Genomic DNA, 26,087 nt, shown 5'->3' with positions numbered 1-26,087 from the left:
AGTTCACCGGGACTTCATGTGAGGGTCGGTTCCGCGTAGTCGGCGGCTGGAAGGGTGGGCGCGACCGCAACTCACCCCCATGGAAGGTCTCTCCATGTCTGTCACCTCCGGACGCAAATTTTCCCTGCTCCCCATGCTCGGCCACACCAAAGGCAAGCGAAGCCCCGTCACCTGCGCGCTGAAGTGCGACAACGCCTGCTCGGGCGAGGTCTGCAACACCAGCACCAACAGCTACTTCCGGGACATCGCCTCCGCCACCATGTCCCGCCGCGCCGCCCTGGGCTTCGGCGCCGCCGGCGCGCTCGCCGTCGTCCTCGGCAACGCCGTGACGTCCGCCGATACGGCAGTGGCCGACGGCGGCCCGGGCCTCGCCGCCGCGGCCAAGGACGGGTTTGGAAAATCCAAGCTGCAGTTCACCGCCATCGCACCGGTGGACGCCAGCGTGGACAAGCTGACCGTCCCCGCCGGGTTCTCCTGGCAGCCGGTCATCCGCTGGGGCGACCCGCTCTTCAACGACTCGCCGGCCTTCGACCTGGATCACCAGAGCGCGGCGGCGCAGGCCCGCCAGTTCGGCTATAACAACGACTACACCGACATCCTGCCGATCGATGGCTCCAAGGACCGCCGGGCCGTGCTCTTCACCAACCACGAATACACCAACGAGTCCATCATGCTGCCGGCCGGATTCGACGCCGCCGAGGCCCGCGCGATCGGCCGTGCAGCCCACGGCCTCACAGTGGTCGAGTTGGAGCGTGCGAACAAGAACAAGCCCTGGAGCTACGTCCGGGGCGCCGGGCTGAACCGCCGCTTCCTGACCGACACCACCTACGAGCTCGACGGCCCCGCCGCCGGGTCCCCGCTGCTGAAGACCGCCGCCGATCCCTCCGGCCGGGCCATCCAGGGCACCCTGGGCAACTGCTCCGGCGGCACCACCCCGTGGGGCACGATCCTCTCCGGCGAGGAAAACTTCAACGGCTACTTCGCCGCGCCCGGAACCTCCGACGCCGACAAGCGTTACGGACTGACCAGCAAGCCCACCGCCCGCCAGTGGGAACTCGATGACCGGCGCTTCGACACCCGCAACCCCGGATACCAGAACGAGGCCAACCGCTTCGGCTGGATCGTGGAAGTGGATCCCTTCGATCCCTCCTCCACGCCCCGCAAGCACTCCGCGATGGGCCGCTTTAAGCACGAGGGCGCCAACGTGATCGTCGCCAAGTCCGGCCACGTGGTGGCCTACATGGGCGACGACGAGCGCTTCGACTACCTGTACAAGTTCGTCTCGGCCGGCACCTACCGGCCCGGAAAGACGGCGGAGGACCGCAAGAACAACCTCACGCTGCTCTCGGAAGGCGACCTGTACGTCGCGAAGTTCACCGGCAATTCCCCGGCCGACGGGTTCGACGGCGCGGGCAAGCTTCCGGCCGACGGCGCCTTCGACGGCGCCGGTGTTTGGCTGCCCCTCGTGGTGGGCGGCCAGTCCAAGGTGGCCGGAATGTCCGTGGAAGAGGTGCTGGTGTACACCCGTCTCGCCGCCGACAAGGTGGGCCCCACCAAGATGGACCGCTGCGAGGACGTCCAGCCCAGCCCGCACACCGGCAAGGTCTACGTGGTCTGCACCAACAACGCGGACCGCGGCAAGCCCGGCAAGGAAGGGGCCACCGAGGTCAACCCCCGTACCCTCAACCGCGACGGCCACATCGTCGAAATCACCGAGATCGGGGACCAGAGCTCCACAACGTTTGGCTGGAACCTGCTGATGGTCTGCGGCGATCCGGCCAAGAACTCCGCCACCTACTTCGCCGGGTTCCCTGCCAGCCAGGTTTCACCGATCTCCTGCCCGGACAACGTGGCCTTCGATTCCGTGGGCAACCTCTGGATCTCCACCGACGGCGCGCCCTCCAGCATCGGCTACGCCGACGGGCTCTTCAAGGTGACCCTGGACGGTGCCGAACGCGGCAGGGTGGAGCAGTTCCTCGCCGTCCCGCGCGACGCCGAGACCTGCGGCCCGGTGATCCACGACGAGGAGCGCACCGTCTTCGTTGCCGTTCAGCACCCGGGCGAGGAAGGCACCTTCGCCGAACAGCACTCGTACTTCCCGGACTACGTCGCGGCCGGCGCCACACCGAAGCCCGGCCAGGTGCGCGCCCCGCGTCCGTCCGTGGTCCAGGTGTTCCGCACCGACGCCTAGCCTCCTGCCGCCACGCTCCCTCACGTTTGGCAGGTTTCCTTCCCACGCTCCCTCACGTTTGGCAGATTTCCTTCCCACGCTCCCTCACTTCCCTTATTTTGGCGGCGAGACGTGAGGGAGCGTCGGGTTTTTGGCGGCGAGACGTGAGGGAGCGTCGGGTTTTTGGCGGCGAGACGTGAGGGAGCGTCGGGTTTTTGGCGGCGAGACGTGAGGGAGCGTCGGGTTTTTGCCGAACTGATAATTTGGGACTGTGAATAATCCGGCCGAATTGGTTGTCCCCAGAGTCCAGGCTGCAATTGCCACCGCGTTTGGCGAAGAGTTCCGGCAGACGGATCCGGTAGTCAGGCCCTCCCAGTTCGCCGACATCCAGATCAATGCCGCCATGGCCCTGGCCAAAAAGGCCGGCCTGCCGCCGCGGGACGCCGCCGCCAGGATCGTGGACGCCCTGAACCTGGACGGCATCTGCAGCAGTGTGGAAATCTCCGGGCCCGGCTTCATCAACCTGAGCTTTGACGGCACCTGGATCGAGGAACTGCTCAATGCAGAGTCCGTCCAGGCCGCGTCCCCGGCCACGGCCGTCACGCCCGCCGCGACACCGCAGCGCGTCGTCGTCGACTATTCCTCCCCGAACGTCGCCAAGGAGATGCACGTCGGCCACCTGCGCACCACCGTGGTGGGGGACAGCCTCGTCAAGGTGCTCGAAGCCCTCGGCGACACAGTGATCCGGCAGAACCACATCGGTGACTGGGGCACCCCGTTCGGGATGCTGATCGAACACTGGCTGGAGATCGGCGAGGACTCCCCGGAGGCGGCGCTGCTGGTGGAGGACCCCAGCGCGTTCTACCAGGCTGCCCGGGCCAAGTTCGATGCCTCCGCCACCGACGAGGACGGCTTCGCCACCCGGGCCCGGCTCCGGGTCGTTGCCCTGCAGGGCGGCGACCAGGAGACCTTCGCCGTCTGGCAGCGGCTGGTCGCCCAGTCCAAGCGCTACTTCAACGCCATCTACTCCACCCTCGGCATCAGCCTTACCGATGACCACATCGCCGGCGAAAGCTCCTACGACGCGCATCTGGCACAGCTGTGCCAGGAACTCGAGGAACGCGGCCTGGCCCGGATCAGCGACGGCGCCCTGTGCACCTTCCCCGCAGGATTTACCGGCCGCGACGGGCAGCCGCTGCCGCTGATTATCCGCAAGTCCGACGGCGGCTACGGCTACGGCACCACGGACCTCGCCACCATCCGCTACCGGGTCCGCGACCTGGCGGCCAACCGGATCCTCTACGTCGTGGGCGCCCCGCAGAACGTGCACCTGCGCATGGTCATGGCCAGTGCCCGGGACGCCGGGTGGCTTCCGGAGACGGTCGAGGCCGTGCATGTGCAGATCGGCAACGTGCTCGGCGAGGACGGGAAGATCCTCAAATCCCGTTCCGGCGCCCCGGTGAAGCTCATGGCCCTGCTCGAAGAGGCGGTGGACCGTGCCCGCGCCGTCATCGACGCGAGCCGGCCCGAGCTCAGCGACGCGGAGCGCGCCGTGACCGCCCGCCAGGTGGGCATCGGCGCCGTCAAGTACGCCGACCTCTCCACCGGCCACGACACCGAGTATGTCTTCGACTTTGACCGCATGCTCGCCCTCAGCGGCAACACCGGGCCCTACGTGCAGTACGCTGCGGCGCGGATCCGCTCCATCCTGCGCAAAGCCGGGGTACTGGAAGGGATCACCGGCGACAGCGGCAGGCCGGCAGCCGGCGCAGCGGGAACTCCGGCGGCCGGCACGCCGGAAGCCGAAGCATCCGGCGGCCCCGCCACGGCGATCGCCGTCGTCGAACCCGCAGAACGCGCGCTGGCCCTGCACCTGCTGGAGTTCGACGCGACGCTGAACAAGGTGCGGGACGCGCTGGAGCCGCACCGGCTCTGCGGCTACCTCTTTGAGCTCGCACAGCTCTTCACCACGTTCTACGACCAGTGCCCGGTGCTCAAAGCCGAGGAATCGGTCCGTGACTCGCGGCTGGCCCTGTGCGCGCTGGCGCTGCGCCGCCTCTCCGGCGGCCTGGAACTGCTGGGCATCGAAACGCCGGAGAACATGTGAGTCCGGCGGATCCCGCTGCCGGCCCGTCCACTCCTGGCGGCCTGACCGCGGTGGAGGCTGCGCGCATCGCCGTCGACACCTTGCTCGCCGCCGGTGTGCGCCAGGTGGTGGTGTCCCCGGGATCGCGCTCGGCGCCCATGGCCTACGCCCTGGCCGAGGCCGAAGCCGCCGGACGGGTGGAGCTGCTGGTCCGGATCGACGAAAGGTCCGCCGGCTTCACCGCCCTGGGCCTGGCCCTGTCCGCCGGTGCGCCCGCCGCCGTCCTGACCACATCCGGGACCGCCGTCGGCAACCTCCTCCCGGCCGTTATGGAGGCCAACCACGCCGCGGTGCCGCTCGTGGTCATCTCCGCCGACCGGCCCGAGGAGCTGCGGGGGACCGGCGCCAACCAGACCACCGTGCAGCTGGACCTCTTTGGCGACCACGTCCGCTTCGCCGTCGACGTGCCCGCGGGCAGCGATCCGCAGCGCGCCGTCGACACGGCCCTCAGTGCCGCCACCGGAGCCTTCGAGGACGCCCCGCCCGGGCCGGTGCAGCTGAACCTTGCCTTCCGCGACCCGCTGGTCCCGGCTGTGGGCGACGGGCTGCCCGCGGCCGCCGGACGCGGCATCTACCGGGCCGCCCGGAACCCCCTGGCCCTGGACTTTCCGGCCGCGTCGACGGCGCTGCCGGAGCGGCGCACCGTGGTGCTGGCCGGGCACGACGCCGGCCCGGTCGCCGAGGCTTTCGCCCGCGCGCACGGCCTGCCGCTGCTGGCCGAGCCGTCTTCCAACGCCCGCTTCGGCCCCAACGCGGTGGGGCCCTACCGGCTGCTGATCGAGCACTTCGGCGCGGACGCGGCACAGCCGATCGAACGCGTGGTTCTCTTCGGCCGGCCGACGCTCTCCCGGCCGGTGAGCGCGCTGCTGGAGCGGGCGGATGTCCCGTCGGCCTTGTACCAGCCCGTTCCGGTGGCCTGGTACGAACCCGGCCGCCGCACCGAACTGCCGCTGGAAACCCTGGCGGACCTGGCGGAATTCGCCGGCCGCGGATCTGCCGCCTGGCTCGATGCCTGGCTGCTGGCAGGAGCCGCCGCGCAGCATGCAGTGGACCTGATCCTGGCCGCATCCCCGGCCGCGACCGGCCCGTCGGTGGGTGCCGAAGTCTGGAAACACGCCCGCGGGCAGCTGGTCCTGGGCTCCTCGAACGGGATCCGCGACGTCGACCTCGCCGGGGCGCCGCCCGCGGAACCCCAGGCCACCATGTTCGCCAACCGGGGCCTGGCCGGGATCGACGGCACCACGTCCACCGCCACCGGGATCGCGCTTGGCGGCGGCCAGGAAACCACCGTTCTCATGGGGGATGTGACGTTCCTGCACGACGCCGGGGGACTGCTGCTCGGCGCCGGCGAGACCGAACCGCAGCTGCGGATCGTGGTGCTCAATGACGCCGGCGGTGCCATCTTCGGGCTCCTGGAGCACGGCACAGTCGCCGCGGCGGGGCGCTACGGCGACGCCGTCGAACGCCTCTTCGCCACCCCGCAGCGGGTGGACCTCGCCGCGCTGGCCACGGCATACGGCGTCCCGCACCGCCAGGTCGGCACGACGGCGGAACTCGCCGAGGCGCTGTCCGGTCCGCTGGTGGGCCGCAGCATCATCGAGGTGCGCACGGACCGGCACCGGCTCGGGGAACTGCACCGCGCCATCCGGGCCGCGGTGGCCACGGCCGTGGAGGGCCTCCCGCAGACGTAGCGCCCGTTTCCGCTACGAAAAAGGACAGCCGCTACGTGGATCCACGTAGCGGCTGCCCGAAATCGGTATGGAATTGTCCGGGCTACAGCACCCGGCTGAGGAACTCCTTGGTGCGGGGGTGCTGGGGATTGGCCAGGACCTCCCGCGGGTCGCCCGACTCCACGACGATGCCGCCGTCCATGAAGGTCAGGCGGTCGCCGACCTCCCGGGCGAAGCCGATCTCGTGGGTCACCACGATCATGGTCATGCCCGACTTGGCGAGGTCCTTCATCACGTTCAGGACATCGCCCACGAGCTCAGGGTCGAGCGCGGACGTGGGCTCATCGAACAGCATGAGCTCGGGGTCCATGGCCAGGGCCCGGGCAATCGCGACGCGCTGCTGCTGGCCGCCGGAGAGCTGGGAGGGGTAGTGTCCGGCGCGGTCGCCGAGCCCCACCCGGTCCAGGAGCTCCAGGGCGCGTTTGCGGGCGACGGCCTTTGACTGGCCCTTGACCTGGACCGGGGCCTCCATGATGTTCTGCAGCGCGGTCTTGTGCGGGAACAGGTTGAAGCGCTGGAAGACCATGCCGATCTCGCGGCGCTGGGCGGCGATTTCCTTGGTCTTCAGGTCATGGAGCCTGCCCTTGACCTCGCGGTAGCCGATCAGGTCGCCGCCCACCGAAATGCGCCCGGCGCTGATGGTCTCCAGCAGGTTCACGCAGCGCAGCATGGTGGACTTGCCCGAACCGGACGGGCCGATCACAACCGACACCTCGCCCTGGTTGACGGTCAGGTCGATGCCGCGCAGCACGTGGTGTGTGCCGTAGTACTTGTGAAGGCCCTCGATCTTGACCAGGGGCTGCTCTGTGGTGATCGTCATTTCGCCTCCTCCTCGGGGAAGTCCATCTTGAGGTCCGGCTCGGCGTTGGCGCTGGGGGCCACGGCTGCGGACGCCTTGGCGGCGGCGGGGTTGATCGCTGCCGGAACCCGGTTGTCCACGCCCTTGCCGTAGTGCGCCTCAATGAAGTGCTGGCCCACCATCAGGATGCTGGTGATGACGAGGTACCAGAATGCGGCGACAATCAGGAGCGGAATGGGAAGGTAAATCCGGTTGGCCAGGGCGTTCGTCGCGAAGGTCAGGTCCAGCGTGAATGGCACAGCCAGGACCAGCGATGTGGTCTTCAGCATGCCGATGGTCTCGTTGCCGGTGGGCGGCACGATGACGCGCATGGCTTGCGGCAGGATGATCCGCCGCATGATCTTGCCCTTTGTCATGCCGAGGGCCTCGGCGGCCTCACTTTGGCCCTGGTCCACGGACTTCAGGCCGGCCCGGAAAATCTCTGCGAGATACGCGGACTCATTCAGGCCCAGGCCCAGGATGGCCGGGATCAGGCCGTGGGTGGGGTCCGAGGTCACCCAGGTGTAGGTTGCAGGACCAAACGGGATTCCGAGGACGATCGTCGGATAGAGAACCGTGGCGAGCCCCCAGAACAGCAGCTGGGTGTAGATCGGTGTGCCGCGGAAGAACCAGACCCAGGTCCAGCTGGACCAGCGGAACACCGGGTTGTCGGACTGCCGCATGAACGCCAGGAGGATGGCCAGGACGATGGCCAGGACCATGGACGCAAATGTCAGGAAAAGGGTCCAGACGACGCCCTGGACCACCTTGGTGTCCAGGATGTAGGTGCCGACGACGTCCCAGCGGAAGTTGGGGTTCGTGAACAGGCTCTGCAGGAAGGCCAGCAGGAAGCCGACGATGATGATGGCGCTGATCCAGCGGCCGGGGTGCCGTACCGGTACTGCATTGTTCAGTACCGGTGCGGCGTGAGGGTCCTGATGGCTGTCCATCTCTGCCCCTGCTGCGGATCCGGTTGTGGGGAGGCTCAAGACGCGACCGCCGGGTTGACCTCGGACTTGGTGATGGCACCGTCGGTGACGCCCCAGCCCTCAAGGATCTTCTTGTAGGAACCGTCTTCCATCAGTTTGGTCATGGACTTCTGGACGACGTCCGCCAGGGCCGTGTCCGACTTGGCGACGGCGATGCCCTGGGGAGCAGAATCGTAGACTTCGCCGAGCTTCTCGAGCTGGCCGTTGGTCTGGGTCAGTGCGTAGCCGATGATGGGGGAGTCGGCGGCCATGGCATCGATGCTGCCGTTGACCAGTCGGGTGGTGATGTCCGTCTGGGTCTTGAGGGTCACGATGTTAATGGGCTGCTTGCCCTCGGCGGTGCACTTCTTGTTGCGGTTCGAGAGGTCCGGATCTTCCTGGATGGTGCCGGTCTGCACGCCGATGGACTTGCCGCAGAGGTCATCGAGGGAGATCTTCTTGGGGTTGCCCTTCTGAACGGCCCAGCCGGTACCTGCCTGGTAGTAGCTGACCATGTTCACCGCGGCAAGCCGCTCCGGGTTGATCGTGAAGGAAGAGACCCCGAGGTCGTACTTCGGGCCGAGAGCCGGAAGGATGCCGGTGAATTCGGCCGTCTGGACCTGGACCTTCAGGCCGAGCGCGGCGCCGATCGCCTTGGCGATGTCGACGTCGTAGCCCACGGGGGTCTGGCCGTCGGTGCCGAGGAATTCCGCGGGGGCGTAGGAGGTATCCGAGCCCACGGTCAGGGTGCCTTTAGCCTTGATCGCCTCGGGCAACATGGCCGCCAGGGCATCGTCCTTCTGGACCGTGCTGGGGTCAAAGCTGGCCGCGGCACTGCCCGAAGCGGAAGCCGCGCCGGAGGGGCCGGTCTCGGAGGCGTTCGTGCAGGCCGTCAAGGCCAATGCGCCGACGGCGAGCACCGTGGCGACCTTCATTGCGGGGTTGCTCAGGAGCGAAGGGGAGATCTGCATTTTCTTACCTTTTGTTGCCGGAGGGATGCGTAACGAGGCCGATTTATAGTGTATCGCCGAACAAGAGATGTACGTCACAGAAAACTAAGTTTCACTATTGGATAACTAAACCAGACCCGAATGCAATATCTTTAATGCCCGATCTGTCTGTGATCCCGGATTCCTGTCCGTTTCGCCAGTTCCTGCGGTGCAAGTCCGACGGCCGATTCGCCGGCCTGGCCGGCGTCACCGGCCCCGCGGCCTAGCTGCTGATGCCGAGCGACTCCAGCATCGGCCGGAACTTCGCCCACGTCTCGGCGAGCTCAGTCTCGGGAACCGAGCCGTCCACCACTCCGCAGCCCGCATAGAGCCGGACCGTGTGCGGGGATTCGATAACGGCGCCACGCAGGGCGATGCCCCACTCGCCGTTGCCGGCCGCGTCGAGCCAGCCGACCGGCCCGGCATACGGGCCGCGGTCCAGGTGCTCGAGCTTGCGGATGAGCGCCCCGGCCGCGATGGTGGGGGTACCGCAGACGGCGGCGGTCGGATGCAGCGCGTTGATCAGGGCCAGGCACGTGGGGACGTGGCCTTCCACCTCGGCCAGTTCAGCCTTTACGTCAGAGGCCAGATGCCACACGTTGGGCAGTTCGAGGATGAAGGGCTCGCTGTGCGCGTTCATGGCCTCGGAAAACGGGGCCAGCTGCGTGGTCAGGGACTGGATCGCGATGTCGTGTTCGTGCCGCTGCTTCTCGGAGCCGGCCAGCACCCGTTCGGCGAATTCCAGCGGCGAGCCCGCCATGCCATCGGCGTCGCGGCGGTCCAGGGTGCCGGCCAGGACGCGCGCCTGCGCGGTGCGGCCCTCCACCTGGATCAGCATTTCCGGAGTAGCCCCCACCAGCCCGTCCACCCCGTACGTCCAGCATTCGCGGTACCGGGCGGACAGTTCGCGCAGCACCTCGGCGGCCTTGACGCCGGTGGGGACGGTGGCCACGACGTCCCGCGCCAGCACCAGCTTTTCCAGGGCGCCGGTCCGGATCTCCGCGACGCCGGCGGCAACGGCGGCCATCCAGCCTTCCTCGCTGAGCGAGCCGGTGTGCAACGTTGCCCCTGCGGCCAATGGCAAAGGACGGACGACGGCGCCACCGGCCTGCGCGGCCGCCGGCACCGGGTCGTCCACGACGGTCGCGCTGGTCCCGGGATTGGCGCTGGTGCTGTGAAGCCAGCGGTCCAGGGCGGCGCGGGCACCGGCTTCGGTGAGGTCGCCGTCGTCGAACGTGAGCTGGGTCAGCCAGGCCTGGCCGTCACGGAGCCCGACAACGATTTCCGGGACCAGCAGCCGGGACTCATGGGCGGAGGCCTTGGAGAAGGCGAAGGAGCCGAAGGCGACCGGGCCGGTGCCGGGGCAGCAAACACTGTCCTGGATGTCTGCCTCCAGGACCTGGTGGCGCCACCAGATGTCCGCTTCCAGAAAGCGCTCGGGCCCGGTGGCGGTGAAACGGGCTATCTCGCCGAAGCCCACGAGACCGGCCTCGCGGCGGGTCCAGCAGAGGACATCGTCCCGGACCAGAAACGACGGCAGGCCCCCGGGGAAAGTTTCGGCATCGAGGGGGACTGTCAAGGTGCGGAACGTGCTCGTCATGATGGCATAACACTAGCCCGTGATCGCCCATTGGGTGGATATACACGAGCCGGCCGGGCCTGCACGGGGCCGCGGCGGCCGTTGCCGCAGGTGAAAGCCGCGTCAATTGGCGGCCCGTTCGTGGGAGCGCCGATCATTTGAGACAATGTCAGGGTGAACCGAGCATCCTTGGATAAGCGTCCGGACGAAGTAGCCACGATGTTTGACGACGTCGCCCCCAAATACGACGTCGTCAACGATGTCCTGTCCTTGGGGCAGACACGGCGTTGGCGCAAGGTGGTGGTGGAGGCCATGGGCGTATCGGCCGGCCAGCACGTCCTGGACCTCGCCGCCGGCACCGGCACCTCCAGCGAGCCGTACGCCGACGCAGGCATCAACGTCATCGCCTGCGATTTCTCCCTCGGCATGCTCAAGGTCGGTAAGCGCCGCCGCCCTGACATCGACTTCATCGCCGGAGATGCCACCCGCCTGCCGTTCGCGGACAACACCTTCGACGCCAGCACGATCTCCTTTGGCCTGCGCAACGTCAACGAGCCGAAGAAGGCCCTGGCCGAGATGCTGCGGGTCACCAAGCCCGGCGGCCGGCTGGTCATCGCGGAATTCTCCCAGCCCGTGGTGCCGCTGTGGCGCACCATGTACACCGAATACCTCATGCGGGCCCTGCCGGCCATCGCCGTCAAGGCCTCCTCCAACCCCGACGCCTACGTCTACCTCGCCGAGTCCATCCGCGCCTGGCCGGACCAAGACCACCTTGCGGCCTGGCTGCAGGAGGCCGGCTGGGAATCTGTCACCTACCGCAACCTCAGCGGCGGCATCGTCGCCGTGCACCGGGCCCAGAAACCGGCAGACCCCTCAACCGGCCCTGCCGCCGGCGCTGCGGCGCTGGCCGCCCACACCGGACCCGTGGCCAAGCTGCGCCGCAACATCACCCGGCCCGGCCGATAGCCGATCCCTGCTGTGAATGTACTGATCGTCGGGGCGGGCCCGGCCGGATCCACCGCCGCCTACTACCTTGCCAAAGCCGGCATTGACGTCACGGTGCTGGAGAAAACCAGCTTTCCCCGCGAGAAAGTCTGCGGCGACGGACTCACGCCGCGCGCGGTCCGCGAGATCCAGAAGCTGGGACTCGCCCACCCCGAAACCGACGGCTGGCGGCGGAACAACGGCCTGCGCCTGATCGCCGGCGGCCGCACGATCGAACTGGCCTGGCCGGAGGTTGCCGACTTCCCGCAGTACGGGCTGATCCGGACCCGGCTCGGCTTCGACGAACAGCTCGCCCGGCATGCGCAGTCCGCGGGCGCCGTCGTGCTGGAACGCCACAGCGTCACCGAAGCGCTGCGCTCCGAGGATGGCCGGGTCACCGGCGTGCGCGCCGCGCTGCTGGACAACTCCGGACGCAAGACCGGCGAGACGCGCGACTTCAGCGCCGACGTCGTCCTCGCCGCCGACGGAAACTCGACGCGCACCGCCGTCTCACTGGGCATCGGCAAGCGCGACGACCGGCCCCTCGGCGTGGCTGTGCGGACCTACTTCACCTCGCCGCGGCACGACGACGACTGGATGGAAGGCTGGCTCGAGCTTCCCGGCCGCGACGGCAAACTCCTGCCCGGCTACGGCTGGGTGTTCGGCGTCGGCGACGGCACGTCCAACGTGGGCCTGGGCATCCTGAACTCCTCGAAGGACTTCGGCAAGCTGGACTACAAGCAGGTGCTGCGCGAATGGACCGCCGGCATGCCCGCCGACTGGGGCTTCACCCCGGACAACCAGGTGGGCGAAATCCGTGGGGCCGCGCTGCCCATGGGCTTCAACCGCACCCCGCACTATTCTCCGGGCCTGCTGCTCCTCGGCGACGCCGGCGGCATGGTCTCCCCGTTCAACGGCGAGGGCATCTCCTACGCCATGGAGTCCGCCCGCTTCGCGGCCGAATTCATCGCCGACGCGGCTGCCCGGTCGGCGTCCGCCGGCTGGGGGACCGGGGCAGAGGCTTCCAGGGCCGCCGACGCGCACCTTGCCCGTTACGCCGACTACGTGCGCCAGCAGTGGGGCTCACACTTCACGCTGGGACGGGCGTTCGCCGCCCTGATCGGCAAGCCGGCCGTCATGAAACTGGCCCTACGGACCGGTATGCCTGTCCCCGTGCTCATGCGTTTCGTGGTGCGGATGCTGGCCAACCTCACCGATCCCGCCGCCAAGGGCTTCGAGGACCGGGTCATCCGGGTCCTGGAATCCCTGGTACCCGCCACGTCCAATCAGGCCACGTCCAATCAGGCAACGTCCAACAAGGCCGCGTCCATCACGGACAGCGTTCCGCACTCCGGCGCCAACTCCGCGGTTTCCGCAACAAAAAGTTAGGGTTAACCCGTGACCAACTCTGCAGACCAAAGCTGGACGCACGCCGGACACGGCCTGCCGAGCGCTGAACCCAGCCTCAACACCACCGCGATCGCCACCGGGCTCCAGCTGCCGGCAGGCTTCTCGGCCATCGCGGGCGACCCCGAGCTGGGCCCGGCGCTCACCACCAACCTGGCGCGCGTCGAGAAGAAGCTGCGCGAAGCCATTGCCAACTCCGATCCCCTGGCTGACGCAACGTCGCGCCACCTCGTGGAAGCCGGCGGCAAGCGGATCCGCCCACTGCTGACCCTGCTGTGCGCCCACCTTGGCGACGCCTCCCTGCCTGCAGTGGTGCAGGCCGCCGTCGTCGTCGAACTGACGCACCTCGCCACCCTGTACCACGACGACGTCATGGACTCCGCGCCGTTCCGCCGGGGGGCGCCGACGGCCCACGAGGTCTGGGGCAACTCCGTCGCGGTCCTGACCGGCGACCTCATCTTTGCGCGCGCCTCCATCCTGGTCTCGGAGCTCGGGTCCCGGGCGCTTGGCATCCAGGCCCGCACCTTTGAACGGCTCTGCCTGGGCCAGCTGCACGAGACCGTGGGACCGCGCCCGGACGAGGACCCCTTGGCGCACTACCTCTCCGTCATCGCGGACAAGACCGGCTCGCTCGTGGCCGCCTCCGGGCAGCTGGGTGCGATCTTCTCCGGCGCCGACGAAGCCTACGAGCCGATCCTGGTCGAGTACGGCGAGAAGGTGGGCGTGGCCTTCCAGCTCGCCGACGACGTCATTGACGTCACCGGGATCAAGGTCAAGTCCGGCAAGTCGCCGGGAACCGACCTGCGCGAGGGCGTGCCCACCCTGCCCGTGCTGCTGCTGCGCAACGCGGCCCGCGACGGCGACCTGGCCGCCGTCGAACTGCTGACGCTGATCGACGGTGACCTCAGCTCGGATGAGGCCCTGGCCGCCGCCGTGGCCGGACTCCGGGAGCACCCCGTGACTGCACAGTCCTGGGTGGTGGCACGCACTTGGGCCGATGAGGCCATTGCCGCCCTTGCCCCGCTGCCTGAGGGCGTCGTAAAGGCCTCGCTGACCAGCTTCGCCCACGCCGTAGTGGACCGCAGCAGCTAGGCGTCCACCGCCGTCCTGCCGCTGGGCCCGGCCTCCGGCCACACCAGCTACGCCAGGCCCGGCGGTACAGCCGGGCCGGAGTCGCTCCCCGGCCGGTTCTTCCGGCTGGGCGCAGCCTGCCGATTAACCTGGCTTCCGGCTTAGACGGAATGGCCCCGGTTCCTCACAACGTTCGAGTCTTCCGTTGTGCCGAACCGGGGCCATTTCTCCGTTCGCATCAGATCCACCGGAGGCATTTGGTGAACCCAAGAAAGAGCATATGACAACTTTGTAATGCTGTCTAGCGGTTTTGTAATTTGATTGTCACGGATTTCGTCGGCGGCTTGGCGGACGCCCCGGGCACATGAGGCGGCCGCTCGCGTGACTGCGGCCGAGCGGGGCCACTTTGCCGCGCTGCGGTCTGCTTCCAGGCTGGTTTCTCGGCGTGTTGGAGTCAAAGTGCCCCACGGCGGCTGTGGATGTCCGGGATGAGGTTTTCCACATGGCGCAGCGGGGCCGGTCCCTAAGTGTCCCCGGCAGGGCACATTGGCGGAATGGACGTTGCCACTTATCTTGCTTCACGGGGCGGAGCGGCCGCCACGGCGGACCTTGGCCGGGCCGGATTCAGCCGCCACCGGCTTGCCACGGCCGTGTCCCTGGGCACCATAGTGCGGATCCGCCGCGGGCACTATGGGCTTCCGCAGGATTCCGGTGCCTACCGGGCGGCGCGCGAACTGAAGGGGTTGCTGACGTGCGTGTCGGCCGCTCCGTGCTACAGCTTGTGGACCTTGGCTCCGGCCCACTCCATGCATTTGTGTCTTGGGCACCGGGCCGCACCGCCCGGCACTGTGGCCCACGGCCGCTGCAGGCACCTCCGGCACCCGTGGCTGCCCGTGGCCGGACTCGCCGACGTCCTGATCCATGCACTCCACTGTCTGCCTGAATTGGAGGCCCTTGTCATGGTCCAGTGTGCGGTGGGCCGGGGGGACATCACCCTGGCCTTCCTCCGCAGCAAACTCGAAGGTAACCGCAACGGACGCGCCAGGTCGGTGCTGGACCTTGTCATTCCGCGGGCCGATTCGCTGCTGGAAGTTCTCGCCAACACCGCCTTCCGCAGGGCCGGGCTGCACGTGCGCCGGCATGTGGAGATTTCCGGGGTAGGGGAGGTGGACTTCGTTGTTGAGGACTGCATCGTCGTGGAGACCGACGGTGCCTCGCACCTGGAGCCGCTGCAAGTCAAGAAGGACCGGCGGCGGAACAACGCAAGCCTCATCGGTGGTTACCTTGTACTCAGGTTCGGGTACGACGACGTCGTCCATCACCCGGAGCGGATGGTTGCGGAGGTTCTGGCGGTGCTGAAGTTGCGGCGCAGTGGGGCCTTCCGGCCGTGACGGGCAGGTCGCTGCTGCCGTCCGGGGCTACATTGGCGTCTCAGGAGGGGATCACCGGACCCGACGACGGCGGGTCCGTGTCAAAGTGCCCCCGGACCGCCGGACCCGGCCCGAGGAGAGGCCGTGGAGCCTAGTCTTCGTCCTCGTCGTTGAAGGCCCACTCGAACATGTCGAAGACGAATTCGGAGAAGGTCCCTTCCTCGCTCTTCCACTGGCCGCGGGCGTTGTTGCGGCGGTACACGATGGGATCCGGGATGCTGAGGTCCCCGACGCGGAAGCCCCAGGTGAACTGCTCTTCCTCGTCCTCAAGGAACATGAGGAAGCCCTCATCATCCACTTCGAGCTCTTCGGGGTCCCAGAAGTAGTGGTAGGCCTCCATGATGTCCTCGCAGCCGCCGACTGCCAGGTAGAACTCGCGCAGGACCATCGGGACCTGGAACTGGTGTTCGGCGAGGGCGGCGTCGAGCTCCTCGGCCGGGAGGCCATCTTCTTCCTGCCATTCGTCTTCGAGATACTTCGGGACAAGCGCGCGGAATTTCTCGAGGAACATGTCAGTCATGGTCTTATCCTAGCTAATCCTCAGCGGTCGTTTTCCGCGCTGTCGAGGCCCAGCCGGTGCCAACCGCGCACCGCCAGCGGAACGTACCAGTGGCGCCGCCAGGCCGTGACCCGGAAGGCGAAGACAAGCCCGGCGACGGCGCAGGCGCTCACCGCGGTGAAGGTCCCCGTGAGGGACAGGATCACGGTCAACGCCGACCCGGCGAACGCCGGCAGAGCGTACAGATCCTTGGGGTCGAAGAGCTGTGGGACCTCGTTGGCGGTGATATCCCGCAGCAGGCCGCCACCCACCGCCGTCGTGACACCCAGCAGGACGGCGGCCACAGGATTCATCCCGGCGGCCAGCGCCTTCAGTGTGCCGGTGATGCAGAACAGGGCCAGCCCGCCGGCGTCGAACAGCATCAGCAGCGACGTGAAGCGCTGGACGCTGGAGAACAGGAAATACACCAGCACCGTGGCAAACAGGGGCGGTGCCAGATATGCCGGGTTGGTGAACGCGGCGGGCGGGCCCGCGTTGATGATGATGTCGCGGATGACGCCGCCGCCCAGGCTCACCACCGAGGCCAGGAGCAGCGAGCCGATGATGTCGAACTGCTTCCGCGCCGCGAGCAGCGAGCCGGAGACCGCAAAGAAGAACACACCGGCGAGGTCAAGCCAGACCAGGACAAGGCTGAAGGAGAAGGTCATGAAGCGTCCCGGTCGGTTGCAAGGGGCGGATAGGGCGGCTCCAAGGTTACGCTAACGGCTATGAATACCCCCATCCTGATCGCCTGCGCCCACGGCACGTCGAGCCCGCACGGGGCCGCGGAGGTCAACGCGCTCCGGGACGGCATCGCCGGGCTCCGTCCCGGGCTGGACGTCCGCGAGGCCTACGTCGACGTGCAGGATCCGGACCTGCCGGCCGTCGTGGCGGGCCTCCCGGCGGGGGTAACCGCCGTCGTGGTTCCGTTGCTGCTCAGCGTCGGATACCACGTCAAGGTGGACATCGCCCGCGCCGTGAAGAGCCGGCCGGACACCCTGGCCGCGGCGCCGCTGGGGCCGGATCCGCGGCTCGCAGCGCTGCTCGATGCGCGGCTGCGCGAGGCCGGGGTAACGGACAACGACGCCGTGGTCCTCGCCGCCGCCGGGTCCTCCGATCCCAGCGCCGCACAGAATGTCGAGGAACTCACGGACCAGCTCCGTGCCCTGCGTTCCAACCGGATCGTGGCCGCCTACGGCGCCTCCGCCAAACCCTCGGTTCCCGACGCCGTCGCCATGCTCCGCGAGGAGGCCGCCGGCGGTGCCGGCGCGGGGGAGTCGGCCGGAGCGGTGGACCTTGGCGGCCGCGTCGTCATCGCCTCGTATCTCCTGGCGCCCGGCTTCTTCCATGACCAGCTGGCCAAGGCCGGCGCGGACCTGGTGACGGCGCCGCTGCTTCCCTCCCCGGTCCTCGCCGAAATTGCCCTGGAACGCTACGACGCGGCGCTGGCCGGGGCCCGGCAGCCCCGGCCCTGACGGTCCGCGCAGATGCACAGCTGCAGGGCGACTTCAAGGGTTTTCGGCGGTTCGTGACGAAATGTTGCCCTAGGTGACTCCCCGTTTCTGACCCTTTGTGACGGGATTACGGCCGCCCCTACAGTCGATGCATGACTGATACAGCTCTAGCCGGAGCGTCCACGGACGAGGCTGCCGCCGGCCGCACCAAGCGCCCTCCCCGCCCGGCCGCAAAGCCGCACGGCCAGTGGAAAGTGGACGGCACCACGCCGCTGAACGCCAACGAGACCTGGAAACAGGAAGACAACGGCCTCAACGTCCGCGAGCGTATTGAGTCCGTCTACTCCAAGCACGGCTTCGACTCGATCGACGGCACCGACCTGCACGGCCGCTTCCGCTGGTGGGGGCTCTACACCCAGCGCAAACCCGGGATCGACGGCGGCAAGACCGCCACGCTTGAGCCGCACGAGCTCGAAGACAAATACTTCATGCTCCGCGTCAGGATCGACGGCGGTGCGCTCACCACCGGGCAGTTGCGCGTCATCGGCCAGATCTCCGTGGACTTCGCCCGCGACTCGGCCGACCTCACGGACCGCCAGAACATCCAGCTGCACTGGATCCGGGTCGAAGACATGCCCGAAATCTGGCGCCGGCTCGAAGGCGTGGGACTGTCCACCACGGAAGCCTGCGGCGACGTGCCCCGCGTCATCCTCGGCTCCCCGGTGGCGGGCATCGCCAAGGACGAGATCATCGATCCCACGCCGCTGATCCAGGAACTCGCCGAGCGGTTCATCGGCGACCCGGAACTGGCCAACCTGCCGCGCAAATTCAAGACCGCCATCACCGGCCACCCCAGCCAGGACGTGGTGCACGAGATCAACGACGTCGCCCTGGTGGGCCTGGTCCACCCCGAACTCGGCATCGGCTACGACCTCTGGGTGGGCGGCGCGCTCTCCACCAACCCCATGCTGGGCAAGCGCCTCGGCGCCTTCGTCCGGCCGGACCAGGCCGCCGACGTGTGGCTCGGCGTCACCAGCATCTTCCGCGACTACGGCTACCGGCGCATGCGCACCAAGGCCCGCCTGAAGTTCCTGCTGGCCGACTGGGGGCCGGTGAAGTTCCGCCAGGTCCTCGAGGACGAATACCTCGGCTACAAGCTCGCCGACGGCCCGGCCGCCCCGAAGCCCTCCACGCCCGGCGACCACATCGGCGTGCACGAACAAAAGGACGGCAAGTTCTTCATCGGCGCCACCCCGCTGGCCGGCCGCCTCTCCGGCAGCCAGCTGGTCAAGCTCGCGGACACTCTAGAGGCCCGCGGCTCGCAGCGCCTGCGCACCACCCCGCACCAGAAGCTCGTGGTCCTCGACGTGCCCAAGGACGAGGTGGACCCGCTCGTGGCCGAACTCGACGCGCTGGGCCTGTCCGCCCGCCCGTCCGTGTTCCGGCGCGGCACCATCGCCTGCACCGGCATCGAGTTCTGCAAGCTCGCCATCGTGGAAACGAAGGTGACTGCGGCGACGGCGGTTGCCGAGCTGGAGCGCCGGCTGGCCGATCTCGCCGAGAGCAAGCAGCTGCCCCAGGCGCTGTCCCTGCACATCAACGGCTGCCCCAACTCCTGCGCCCGGATCCAGACGGCGGACATCGGCCTCAAGGGCATGATGCTGCCAACGCCCGACGGCGACCCCACCCCGGGCTTCCAGGTCCACCTCGGCGGCGGGCTCGCGTCCGACAGCCGCGAGGAGGCAGGCCTGGGCCGCACCGTCCGCGGCCTGAAGGTCACGGCCGGGGAGCTGCCCGACTACGTCGAACGCGTGGTCCGCAAGTTCGTCGCCGACCGCTCCGAGGGCCAAAGCTTCGCCGAGTGGGCCTTCGCCGCGGAAGAGGGTGATCTGCAGTGACCGCAGCGCTCCGTTCCCACGACGAGCTCAAGGCCCTCGCCGAGGCCGGCGCCGCCGAGCTCGGCTGGGACGCCCCTGCCCGCGACGTCATTGCCTGGGTGGCCCGCAATTTCGAACTGCCGGCTGTCGCCGTCGCCTGCTCCATGGCGGACGCGGTCCTCCCGGCGCTGGTCGCGGACGAGCTCCCCGGCGTCGACGTCCTGTTCCTGGAGACCGGCTACCACTTCCCGGAGACGCACGCGACGCGCGACGAGGTCGCGGCCAACCTGCGCGTCAACGTCGTGGACGTGCTGCCGGAGAACACCGTGGAGCAGCAGGACCGGCTCCTGGGCAAGGACCTCTTCGCCCGCGACCCCGCGCAGTGCTGCGCCCTGCGCAAAGTGGCTCCGCTGCGCCGCACCCTGGCCGGCTACGAGCTCTGGTTCACCGGAGTCCGCCGCGACGAGGCGCCCACCCGCACCAACACGCCGCTGATCACCTGGGACGAGGCCAACGGCCTGGTCAAGGTCAACCCGGTGGCGGCCTGGACTTTCGACCAGCTGGTGCAGTATTCCGACGACAACCTTCTTCCCGTCAACCCGCTGCTTTCGCAGGGCTACCCGTCCATTGGCTGCCAGCCCTGCACCCGCAAGGTGGCGCCCGGCGACGACCCCCGCGCCGGACGCTGGGCAGGAACCGACAAGACAGAATGCGGACTACACGTATGAGAACTCAAATCACCAACGAGGACCTGGAGCTGTCGGTGCTGGACAACGACGCAGCTGAGACGCCGATTGCCGCCCAGGGAGTGGCATCGGGCCTGTCGGAGCCGCGCGCTGGGCTGATCGAAGATCAGCCGCGCGGCGCAGGGGCGGGGGCGGCAATCGGCGTCGCAGGTTCACGCCTCTCGAGCCTCGACACCCTTGAGTCCGAGGCCATTCACATCATCCGCGAGGTCGTCGCCGAGTTTGAGAAGCCTGCGCTGCTGTTCTCCGGCGGCAAGGATTCCGTGGTGATGCTGCACCTGGCCACGAAGGCCTTCTGGCCCGGCAAGGTGCCCTTCCCGGTGCTGCACGTGGACACCGGCCACAACTTTCCCGAGGTCATCGACTTCCGCGACCGCACTGTGGAACGGCTGGGCCTGAAGCTCGTCGTCGGCTCCGTCCAGGAGTTCATCGACTCCGGTGAGCTGGCCGAGCGTGCCGACGGGACCCGGAACCCGCTGCAGACCGTCCCGCTGCTGGATGCGATCCAGCGCAACAAGTTCGACGCCGTCTTCGGCGGCGGCCGCCGCGACGAGGACAAGGCCCGGGCCAAGGAGCGGATCCTGAGCCTGCGCGACGAGTTCGGCCAGTGGGACCCCCGCAACCAGCGGCCCGAGCTGTGGAACCTCTACAACGGCCGGCACACGGTGGGCCAGCACGTCCGCGCGTTCCCCATCAGCAACTGGACCGAACTGGACGTGTGGCGCTACATCGAGCGCGAGAACATCGAGCTGCCGGGCCTGTACTACGCCCACGACCGCGAGGTGTTCGCCCGCGACGGCATGTGGCGCGCCGTCGGCGAGGTCTCCCAGCCGCGCGAGCACGAGGAAGTCATCACCAAGACCGTCCGCTACCGGACTGTCGGCGACATGTCCTGCACCGGCGCCGTGGAATCGGCCGCCGCCACGGTGCGCGACGTCGTCATTGAGGTTGCCGCCTCGACCATCACCGAACGTGGCGCCACCCGGGCCGATGACCGCATCTCCGAGGCCGCCATGGAAGACCGCAAGAAGGACGGCTATTTCTAATGAGCACGGAAACGTTTCTCCCGGGCCCGGACCTCGTTGCCGCGGCGCTGCCCACCACGCTGTTCCGCTTCGCCACCGCAGGCTCCGTCGACGACGGCAAGTCCACCCTGGTGGGCCGGCTCCTGCACGACTCGAAGGCGATCCTCGCCGACCAGCTCGACGCCGTCGCCCGCACCTCGGCGGACCGTGGGTTCGGCGGTGAAGGGGCCACCGGCACAAAAGCGATCGATCTCGCCCTGCTGACCGACGGCCTGCGCGCGGAGCGCGAGCAGGGCATCACAATCGATGTCGCCTACCGCTACTTCGCCACGGACCGGCGCAGCTTCATCCTCGCGGACTGCCCCGGGCACGTCCAGTACACCAAGAACACGGTGACCGGCGCGTCCACCGCGGACGCCGTCGTCGTGCTCATCGACGCCCGCAAGGGTGTCCTCGAGCAGACCCGGCGGCACCTGTCCGTGCTGCAGCTGCTGCGCGTGGCACACGTGATCGTCGCCGTGAACAAGATCGACCTCGTGGATTTCAGCGAGGACGTGTTCCGCGGGATCGAGGCGGACGTCCAGCAGGTCGGGCGCGAACTCGGGCTCGGTTCCGATGGAGTGGCGGATCTCCGGGTCATCCCCGTCTCCGCCCTCGACGGCGACAACGTGGTGGACCGCTCGGAACGGACCCCGTGGTACGACGGCCCGGCGCTCCTGGAGGTCCTGGAGACGCTGCCGGCCGCCGACGAACTCGAAAGCCACCTCGAAAGCTTCCGTTTCCCGGTCCAGCTGGTGATCCGGCCGCAGGGCGCGCTGGCTCCGGACGCCATCGCCGGCGGCCTCGATCCTGAGGCCTACCGCGACTACCGTGCCTACGCCGGCCAGATCACCGAAGGCTCCGTGAAACTGGGGGACCAGGTCAGCATCCTGACCCCGGGCCAGGCCCCGCGCACCACCACCATCACCGGGATCGACTTCGCGGGCCGCGAGCTCGCCGAGGCGGCCGCCCCGCAGTCCGTGTCCCTGCGCCTGGCCGATGAGTTCGACGTCGCCCGCGGTGACACGATCGCGGCGGCGGGGACCGTGCGTGAAAGCAGTGCAGACCTCTACGCCGCCCTGTGCTGGCTCTCGCCCAAGCCGCTCCGGGAAGGCTCCAAGGTCCTGGTCAAGCACGGCACCCGCACGGTCCAGGCCCTGGTCCGGAACGTGACAGGCAGGCTCGACCTCGCCAGCTTCGGCCTGGAGCCGACCACCACCCTGGAGCTCAACGACATCGGGCACGCGCAGCTCCGGCTCGCCGCGCCGCTGCCGCTGGAGAACTACCTGCACCACCGCCGCACCGGGGCGTTCCTCGTGATCGACCCGCTCGACGGCAACACGCTCGCCGCAGGCCTGGTCAACGACCACCCCGGCGACCACGAGGACGAGCGCTACTCGATCTAGGCCACGTGTCACACGGGCGCAGCTTGTTTCCCGGTCGGTCGCCATGGGCGCCCGTCCGGGAAACAAGCTGCCGTCTTTTGGGGCCGAATGTGACGCTGCGTGAACCTGCGTGACCCCCGGTTTCCGGGCCGTTGAACCCCGAATGTGACACTCCCTATGGTGAATGAATGAAGACACAGGAACGGTTCCCCGGCCTCCCCCGCAGGGACTTCCAGGGGCGATGTCGCCGGCGCTGACCATCCGCCCGGCCCTTCCGCACACACCCCAGAACAGGACTTCACCCATGTCACACACCCCCGAAAACCCCGGGCCCGGCTCACAGCCTGGCACCACCCGGATCGTCGCCGGCGAGACCGGCAAACCCAAACGCAAGCGCACCCTGGAGATCGCCCTGGTCGCGGGCCTCGTGCTCCTGATCGGCGCCGGCGCTGCCGTTGCATCCTCGTTGTCCCGCAGCCCCGAAACAGCCCCCGCAGCGGCAGCGGCGGACGCCGGCCCGGCCACGGAACTCAGGCTCGGCTACTTTGGCAACATCACCCACGCCCCGGCCCTGGTGGGTGTCAACAAGGGGTTCATCGCCAAGGACCTCGGGGCGACCAAGCTCAGCACGCAGGTGTTCAACGCCGGCCCGGCCGCGATCGAGGCCCTGAACGCCGGCGCCATCGACGCCACCTACATCGGCCCCAACCCGGCCATCAACTCCTATGTCAAGAGCAACGGCCAGTCCATCAGCATCATCGCCGGCGCCGCGGCCGGCGGAGCGCAGCTGGTGGTCAAGCCTGGCATCAACTCGGCGGCCGACCTCAAGGGCAAGACGCTCGCGTCGCCGCAGCTCGGCGGCACCCAAGACGTGGCCCTCCGCGCCTGGCTCGGCAAGCAGGGGTTCAAGACCTCCACGGACGGCAGCGGCGACGTCTCGATCAACCCGACCGAGAACGCCCAGACCCTCAAGCTGTTCCAGGACGGCAAGCTCGACGGCGCGTGGCTGCCGGAGCCCTGGGCCTCCCGCCTGGTGCTCCAGGCCGGCGCAAAGGTCCTGGTCGACGAGAAGGACCTGTGGGAGAAGGGCGAGTTCGTCACCACTGTCCTGATCGTCAACAAGACGTTCGCGGCCGAGCACCCTGCCACGGTGCAGGCGCTGCTGAAGGGCCATGTCGAATCCGTGGACTGGCTCAACGCGGCGTCCGCCGCCGAGAAAGCCACCGTGCTCAACGACGGACTCAAGGCTGCCGCAGGCAAGGCCTTGCCGGCCGACGTCATCGACCGGTCCCTGAAGAACATCGTCTTCACCACCGACCCGCTCGCAGGGACGTACAGGAAACTGCTCCAGGACGGCGTCGACGCCGGCACCACCAAGCAGGCCGACATCAACGGCATCTTCGACCTCACGGCGCTCAACAGCGTTCTGAGCGAGAGTGCGGCCGGCAAGAAGATCTCCGCCGAGGGGCTCGGCAAGGACTAGCGCCCGGGCCCCCAGACATCCGCCACAACAGTAAGGACCAGACCATGCCAGTCGTACTGGAACACCTGGGCAAGCGCTTCGGCGCCGGCGCCCCGGTGCTGGACGACGTCAACGCCACCATCGGGCAGGGCGAGTTCGTCGCCCTGCTCGGTGCCTCCGGCTGCGGCAAGTCCACCCTGCTCAACATCATGGCGGGACTGGAGGCCCCGACGTCGGGCGCCCTGGAAGTGCCCAGCGACGGCGCCGCCTTCATGTTCCAGGACGCGGCACTGTTTCCCTGGCTGACCGCGCGGGAGAACATCGAGCTGGCCCTGAAGCTGCGCGGGGTGGGGAAAGCCGACCGCCGGGTCCGGGCGGGGGAGCTGCTGGACCTGGTGCACCTGGGCGGTGCGGGGGACAAACGGCCCCACGAACTCTCCGGCGGGATGCGCCAGCGCGTCTCCCTGGCCCGGTCGCTGGCCCAGGACCGCCAACTGCTGCTCATGGACGAGCCGTTCGCGGCCCTGGACGCGATTACGCGGGACCTGCTCCATGACGAGCTGGAACGGATCTGGAAGGAAACCGGCCGGACCATCGTCTTTGTCACCCACAACGTCCGCGAGGCCGTGCGGCTTGGCCAGCGCGTCCTGCTGCTCTCCTCCCGGCCCGGCCGCGTGGTGCGGGAATGGCACGTCAGCGAAGAGCACCGCACCGACGCCGGGCTGGCCGGCCAGCTCACCGGCGAAATCACCACCCGGCTACGCGAGGAGATCCGCCGCCATGCCAAGTAACCAGCTTCCCGTGGCGGAAGCACCGGCCGAGGCCCGCAAGGTCCACGCCGCCCTGACCCGTTCCTCCACCGGCAAGGAAGATCTCCGCGAGCTCGAAGCGGGCCTCGACTCCCTGCAGTCTGACTCCATCCGCAAGGTCCGCATCGACTGGAGCCGGATCCTGCTGCCGGTGGCCGCGCTCGCGGTGCTGATCATCCTCTGGCAGTTGTACGTCTCCCTCGGCTTCAAGCGGCGCGACGTCGTGCCCGGCCCCCTGGATGTCATCGGCCAGGTCGGAATCCTGTGGGGCGAGGGCAAGCTTCAAGAGGCCGTCTGGACCTCGCTGCAGCGCGGCGTCGTGGGCTTCCTGATCAGCGTGGTGATCGCGACGCCGGTGGGTCTGGTGCTGGCCCAGGTGGCACCGCTGCGGCGCGCTTTCGGGCCGCTGATCTCCGGGCTGCAGGTCCTGCCGTCGGTGGCCTGGGTGCCGGCCGCTATTCTCTGGTTTGGGATCACGGATGCCACCGTGTATTTCGTGGTGTTCATGGGTGCGATTCCCTCGATCATCAACGGCCTGATCTCCGGTGTGGACCAGATTCCGCCGCAGTACCGCAGCGTCGGGAAGGTCCTGGGTGCGTCCCGTCTCCAGCTGGCCCTGCAGATCATCCTGCCGGCAGCCCTGCCCGGGTACCTGGGCGGCCTCAAGCAGGGCTGGGCGTTCTCCTGGCGCTCGCTCATGGCGGCGGAAATCATCGCCGTCGGCGGCACCATCGGCTTCGGTCTGGGCTCCATGCTGGACCAGGGCCGCGTCCTGTCCGACATGACCATCGTCATGTCCGCCATCCTGCTGATCCTCGCCGTCGGAATCCTGATCGAGCTGCTCGTGTTCGCGCCGGTTGAAAAGCGGCTGCTCCGCCGCCGCGGCCTCCTGGCCGGCAGCACCCGCTAGGCCAGCCCCCAGCCCCTCCAAAGCAACGCGCGGTTACTTACGGCCCATATTTCCATTGGTTTATGGGCCGTAAGTAACCCCGCGTTCCTTTTTCGATGGCTCCTTGCCCGGGTACAGGCACGGGCCTACACTCACGCCTAGAGGCCGGGTTGCGGCCCCTTCCACGGCTGATGCAAAGCCCGATTCCTAGGAGGTCGCTGTGGCAGCAAAATTTGGCGTGCTGGCCCTGGTCGAAGCCAAAGCGGGGAAGGAACAGGACGTCTGGGACTTCCTGAACGGAGGGCGCGAAATCGTGCTCAACGAGCCCGGAACGCGCACCTGGTATGCCTTCCGGGTCAACGAGAACACCTTCGGCATCTTCGACACCTTCGATACCGAGGAGGACCGTCAGGCCCACCTCAGCGGCGCCATCCCCGCCGCCCTCGGCGAACACGGTCCGGCCCTGCTCGCCAAGGATCCCGACATCAAGCTGATCGAACTCATCGCCGTGAAATAGGGGTGCCCCCGGCCGCCGCAGATCAGGAGCGGCG

Annotated in this window: 22 protein-coding genes; 16 read left to right on the top strand and 6 right to left on the bottom strand. The window is 68.3% G+C overall.

Annotation, left to right across the window (positions count from 1 at the left end; genetic code table 11):
- Positions 1 to 94: 94 nt before the first annotated feature.
- From AC1D0A_RS14930 to menD, 3 genes are all read left to right on the top strand, one after another.
- Complete coding sequence (locus AC1D0A_RS14930; RefSeq protein ID WP_476946133.1) at positions 95 to 2,191, top strand: PhoX family protein; 2,097 nt, start codon at positions 95 to 97, stop codon at positions 2,189 to 2,191.
- Positions 2,192 to 2,441: 250 nt separating this feature from the next.
- Positions 2,442 to 4,277: an arginine--tRNA ligase gene (argS, locus tag AC1D0A_RS14925; RefSeq protein WP_476946132.1), complete on the top strand. Its 1,836-nt coding sequence runs from the start codon at positions 2,442 to 2,444 to the stop codon at positions 4,275 to 4,277.
- Entirely contained in the window at positions 4,274 to 6,007 is a 1,734-nt protein-coding gene (menD, locus tag AC1D0A_RS14920) for a 2-succinyl-5-enolpyruvyl-6-hydroxy-3-cyclohexene-1-carboxylic-acid synthase (RefSeq protein WP_476946131.1), read from the top strand. The genes argS and menD overlap by 4 nt, the downstream gene beginning before the upstream one ends.
- An 82-nt stretch (positions 6,008 to 6,089) precedes the next feature.
- Here menD and AC1D0A_RS14915 read toward each other — a convergent pair whose 3' ends face one another.
- The 4 genes from AC1D0A_RS14915 to AC1D0A_RS14900 form a co-directional block, all read right to left on the bottom strand.
- Positions 6,090 to 6,866: an amino acid ABC transporter ATP-binding protein gene (locus tag AC1D0A_RS14915; protein WP_028276658.1), complete on the bottom strand. Its 777-nt coding sequence runs from the start codon at positions 6,864 to 6,866 to the stop codon at positions 6,090 to 6,092.
- Positions 6,863 to 7,834, bottom strand: a complete 972-nt coding sequence (locus tag AC1D0A_RS14910; RefSeq protein ID WP_243181961.1) for an amino acid ABC transporter permease — start codon at positions 7,832 to 7,834, stop codon at positions 6,863 to 6,865. Before AC1D0A_RS14910 ends, AC1D0A_RS14915 begins: the two co-directional genes overlap by 4 nt.
- 35 nt (positions 7,835 to 7,869) lie before the next feature.
- Entirely contained in the window at positions 7,870 to 8,823 is a 954-nt protein-coding gene (locus AC1D0A_RS14905) for an ABC transporter substrate-binding protein (protein WP_476946130.1), read from the bottom strand.
- 241 nt (positions 8,824 to 9,064) lie between these two features.
- The gene (locus AC1D0A_RS14900; protein ID WP_476946129.1) at positions 9,065 to 10,441 is read right to left on the bottom strand and encodes an isochorismate synthase; all 1,377 of its coding nucleotides are present in this window, start codon (positions 10,439 to 10,441) and stop codon (positions 9,065 to 9,067) included.
- A gap of 153 nt (positions 10,442 to 10,594) precedes the next feature.
- Between AC1D0A_RS14900 and AC1D0A_RS14895 the strand changes: the two genes are divergently transcribed.
- The 4 genes from AC1D0A_RS14895 to AC1D0A_RS14880 all read left to right on the top strand — a co-directional run bounded on the left by AC1D0A_RS14895 (position 10,595) and on the right by AC1D0A_RS14880 (position 15,273).
- Positions 10,595 to 11,386 (top strand): demethylmenaquinone methyltransferase, encoded by a 792-nt coding sequence (locus AC1D0A_RS14895; RefSeq protein WP_084476083.1) that lies wholly within the window; start codon positions 10,595 to 10,597, stop codon positions 11,384 to 11,386.
- Between the two features lie 12 nt (positions 11,387 to 11,398).
- Entirely contained in the window at positions 11,399 to 12,793 is a 1,395-nt protein-coding gene (locus AC1D0A_RS14890; RefSeq protein ID WP_476946128.1) for a geranylgeranyl reductase family protein, read from the top strand.
- Between the two features lie 9 nt (positions 12,794 to 12,802).
- Positions 12,803 to 13,903 carry a polyprenyl synthetase family protein gene (locus AC1D0A_RS14885; RefSeq protein WP_028276664.1) on the top strand — a complete coding sequence of 367 codons (1,101 nt, stop codon included), beginning with the start codon at positions 12,803 to 12,805 and terminating at the stop codon, positions 13,901 to 13,903.
- Positions 13,904 to 14,436: 533 nt separating this feature from the next.
- Entirely contained in the window at positions 14,437 to 15,273 is an 837-nt protein-coding gene (locus AC1D0A_RS14880; protein WP_476946127.1) for a DUF559 domain-containing protein, read from the top strand.
- A gap of 130 nt (positions 15,274 to 15,403) precedes the next feature.
- On the opposite strand, the gene AC1D0A_RS14875 is transcribed toward AC1D0A_RS14880, so the two are convergent.
- Positions 15,404 to 15,832, bottom strand: coding sequence for a hypothetical protein (locus AC1D0A_RS14875; RefSeq protein ID WP_243181967.1), 429 nt, complete (start codon positions 15,830 to 15,832; stop codon positions 15,404 to 15,406).
- 20 nt (positions 15,833 to 15,852) lie between these two features.
- The gene (locus AC1D0A_RS14870; protein ID WP_243181968.1) at positions 15,853 to 16,518 is read right to left on the bottom strand and encodes a trimeric intracellular cation channel family protein; all 666 of its coding nucleotides are present in this window, start codon (positions 16,516 to 16,518) and stop codon (positions 15,853 to 15,855) included.
- Between the two features lie 60 nt (positions 16,519 to 16,578).
- Between AC1D0A_RS14870 and AC1D0A_RS14865 the strand changes: the two genes are divergently transcribed.
- From AC1D0A_RS14865 to AC1D0A_RS14825, 9 genes are all read left to right on the top strand, one after another.
- Complete coding sequence (locus AC1D0A_RS14865; protein WP_043436026.1) at positions 16,579 to 17,325, top strand: sirohydrochlorin chelatase; 747 nt, start codon at positions 16,579 to 16,581, stop codon at positions 17,323 to 17,325.
- 131 nt (positions 17,326 to 17,456) lie between these two features.
- Complete coding sequence (locus AC1D0A_RS14860) at positions 17,457 to 19,202, top strand: nitrite/sulfite reductase (protein WP_028276668.1); 1,746 nt, start codon at positions 17,457 to 17,459, stop codon at positions 19,200 to 19,202.
- Positions 19,199 to 19,909, top strand: a complete 711-nt coding sequence (locus AC1D0A_RS14855; RefSeq protein WP_476946126.1) for a phosphoadenylyl-sulfate reductase — start codon at positions 19,199 to 19,201, stop codon at positions 19,907 to 19,909. The genes AC1D0A_RS14860 and AC1D0A_RS14855 overlap by 4 nt, the downstream gene beginning before the upstream one ends.
- The gene (cysD, locus tag AC1D0A_RS14850; protein WP_476944365.1) at positions 19,906 to 20,973 is read left to right on the top strand and encodes a sulfate adenylyltransferase subunit CysD; all 1,068 of its coding nucleotides are present in this window, start codon (positions 19,906 to 19,908) and stop codon (positions 20,971 to 20,973) included. Before AC1D0A_RS14855 ends, cysD begins: the two co-directional genes overlap by 4 nt.
- Positions 20,973 to 22,397 (top strand): sulfate adenylyltransferase subunit 1, encoded by a 1,425-nt coding sequence (locus AC1D0A_RS14845; RefSeq protein WP_028276671.1) that lies wholly within the window; start codon positions 20,973 to 20,975, stop codon positions 22,395 to 22,397. Before cysD ends, AC1D0A_RS14845 begins: the two co-directional genes overlap by 1 nt.
- A gap of 283 nt (positions 22,398 to 22,680) precedes the next feature.
- Positions 22,681 to 23,859 (top strand): ABC transporter substrate-binding protein, encoded by a 1,179-nt coding sequence (locus AC1D0A_RS14840; RefSeq protein ID WP_476946125.1) that lies wholly within the window; start codon positions 22,681 to 22,683, stop codon positions 23,857 to 23,859.
- Positions 23,860 to 23,903: 44 nt separating this feature from the next.
- Positions 23,904 to 24,629: an ABC transporter ATP-binding protein gene (locus AC1D0A_RS14835; RefSeq protein ID WP_028276673.1), complete on the top strand. Its 726-nt coding sequence runs from the start codon at positions 23,904 to 23,906 to the stop codon at positions 24,627 to 24,629.
- On the top strand, positions 24,619 to 25,557 hold the full coding sequence (locus AC1D0A_RS14830; protein WP_243181974.1) for an ABC transporter permease: 939 nt from the start codon (positions 24,619 to 24,621) through the stop codon (positions 25,555 to 25,557). Before AC1D0A_RS14835 ends, AC1D0A_RS14830 begins: the two co-directional genes overlap by 11 nt.
- A 199-nt stretch (positions 25,558 to 25,756) precedes the next feature.
- Positions 25,757 to 26,053 (top strand): putative quinol monooxygenase, encoded by a 297-nt coding sequence (locus AC1D0A_RS14825; RefSeq protein WP_223913715.1) that lies wholly within the window; start codon positions 25,757 to 25,759, stop codon positions 26,051 to 26,053.
- Positions 26,054 to 26,087 lie beyond the last annotated feature (34 nt).

The organism is Arthrobacter sp. P1_D4, from assembly GCF_056406115.1.
Note: the sequence above shows the minus strand (reverse complement) of the source record. Positions and strands in the feature narration are given on the sequence as shown.

What these genes read in the sequence shown, in the direction of transcription:
- AC1D0A_RS14930 (WP_476946133.1), top strand. Translation starts at nt 95, where the DNA reads ATGTCTGTCACCTCCGGACGCAAATTTTCCCTGCTCCCCATGCTCGGC.
- AC1D0A_RS14915 (WP_028276658.1), bottom strand. Translation starts at nt 6,866, where the DNA reads ATGACGATCACCACAGAGCAGCCCCTGGTCAAGATCGAGGGCCTTCAC.
- AC1D0A_RS14910 (WP_243181961.1), bottom strand. Translation starts at nt 7,834, where the DNA reads ATGGACAGCCATCAGGACCCTCACGCCGCACCGGTACTGAACAATGCA.
- AC1D0A_RS14905 (WP_476946130.1), bottom strand. Translation starts at nt 8,823, where the DNA reads ATGCAGATCTCCCCTTCGCTCCTGAGCAACCCCGCAATGAAGGTCGCC.
- AC1D0A_RS14900 (WP_476946129.1), bottom strand. Translation starts at nt 10,441, where the DNA reads ATGACGAGCACGTTCCGCACCTTGACAGTCCCCCTCGATGCCGAAACT.
- AC1D0A_RS14880 (WP_476946127.1), top strand. Translation starts at nt 14,437, where the DNA reads ATGGACGTTGCCACTTATCTTGCTTCACGGGGCGGAGCGGCCGCCACG.
- AC1D0A_RS14875 (WP_243181967.1), bottom strand. Translation starts at nt 15,832, where the DNA reads ATGACTGACATGTTCCTCGAGAAATTCCGCGCGCTTGTCCCGAAGTAT.
- AC1D0A_RS14870 (WP_243181968.1), bottom strand. Translation starts at nt 16,518, where the DNA reads ATGACCTTCTCCTTCAGCCTTGTCCTGGTCTGGCTTGACCTCGCCGGT.
- AC1D0A_RS14865 (WP_043436026.1), top strand. Translation starts at nt 16,579, where the DNA reads ATGAATACCCCCATCCTGATCGCCTGCGCCCACGGCACGTCGAGCCCG.
- AC1D0A_RS14860 (WP_028276668.1), top strand. Translation starts at nt 17,457, where the DNA reads ATGACTGATACAGCTCTAGCCGGAGCGTCCACGGACGAGGCTGCCGCC.
- cysD (WP_476944365.1), top strand. Translation starts at nt 19,906, where the DNA reads ATGAGAACTCAAATCACCAACGAGGACCTGGAGCTGTCGGTGCTGGAC.
- AC1D0A_RS14845 (WP_028276671.1), top strand. Translation starts at nt 20,973, where the DNA reads ATGAGCACGGAAACGTTTCTCCCGGGCCCGGACCTCGTTGCCGCGGCG.
- AC1D0A_RS14840 (WP_476946125.1), top strand. Translation starts at nt 22,681, where the DNA reads ATGTCACACACCCCCGAAAACCCCGGGCCCGGCTCACAGCCTGGCACC.
- AC1D0A_RS14835 (WP_028276673.1), top strand. Translation starts at nt 23,904, where the DNA reads ATGCCAGTCGTACTGGAACACCTGGGCAAGCGCTTCGGCGCCGGCGCC.
- AC1D0A_RS14830 (WP_243181974.1), top strand. Translation starts at nt 24,619, where the DNA reads ATGCCAAGTAACCAGCTTCCCGTGGCGGAAGCACCGGCCGAGGCCCGC.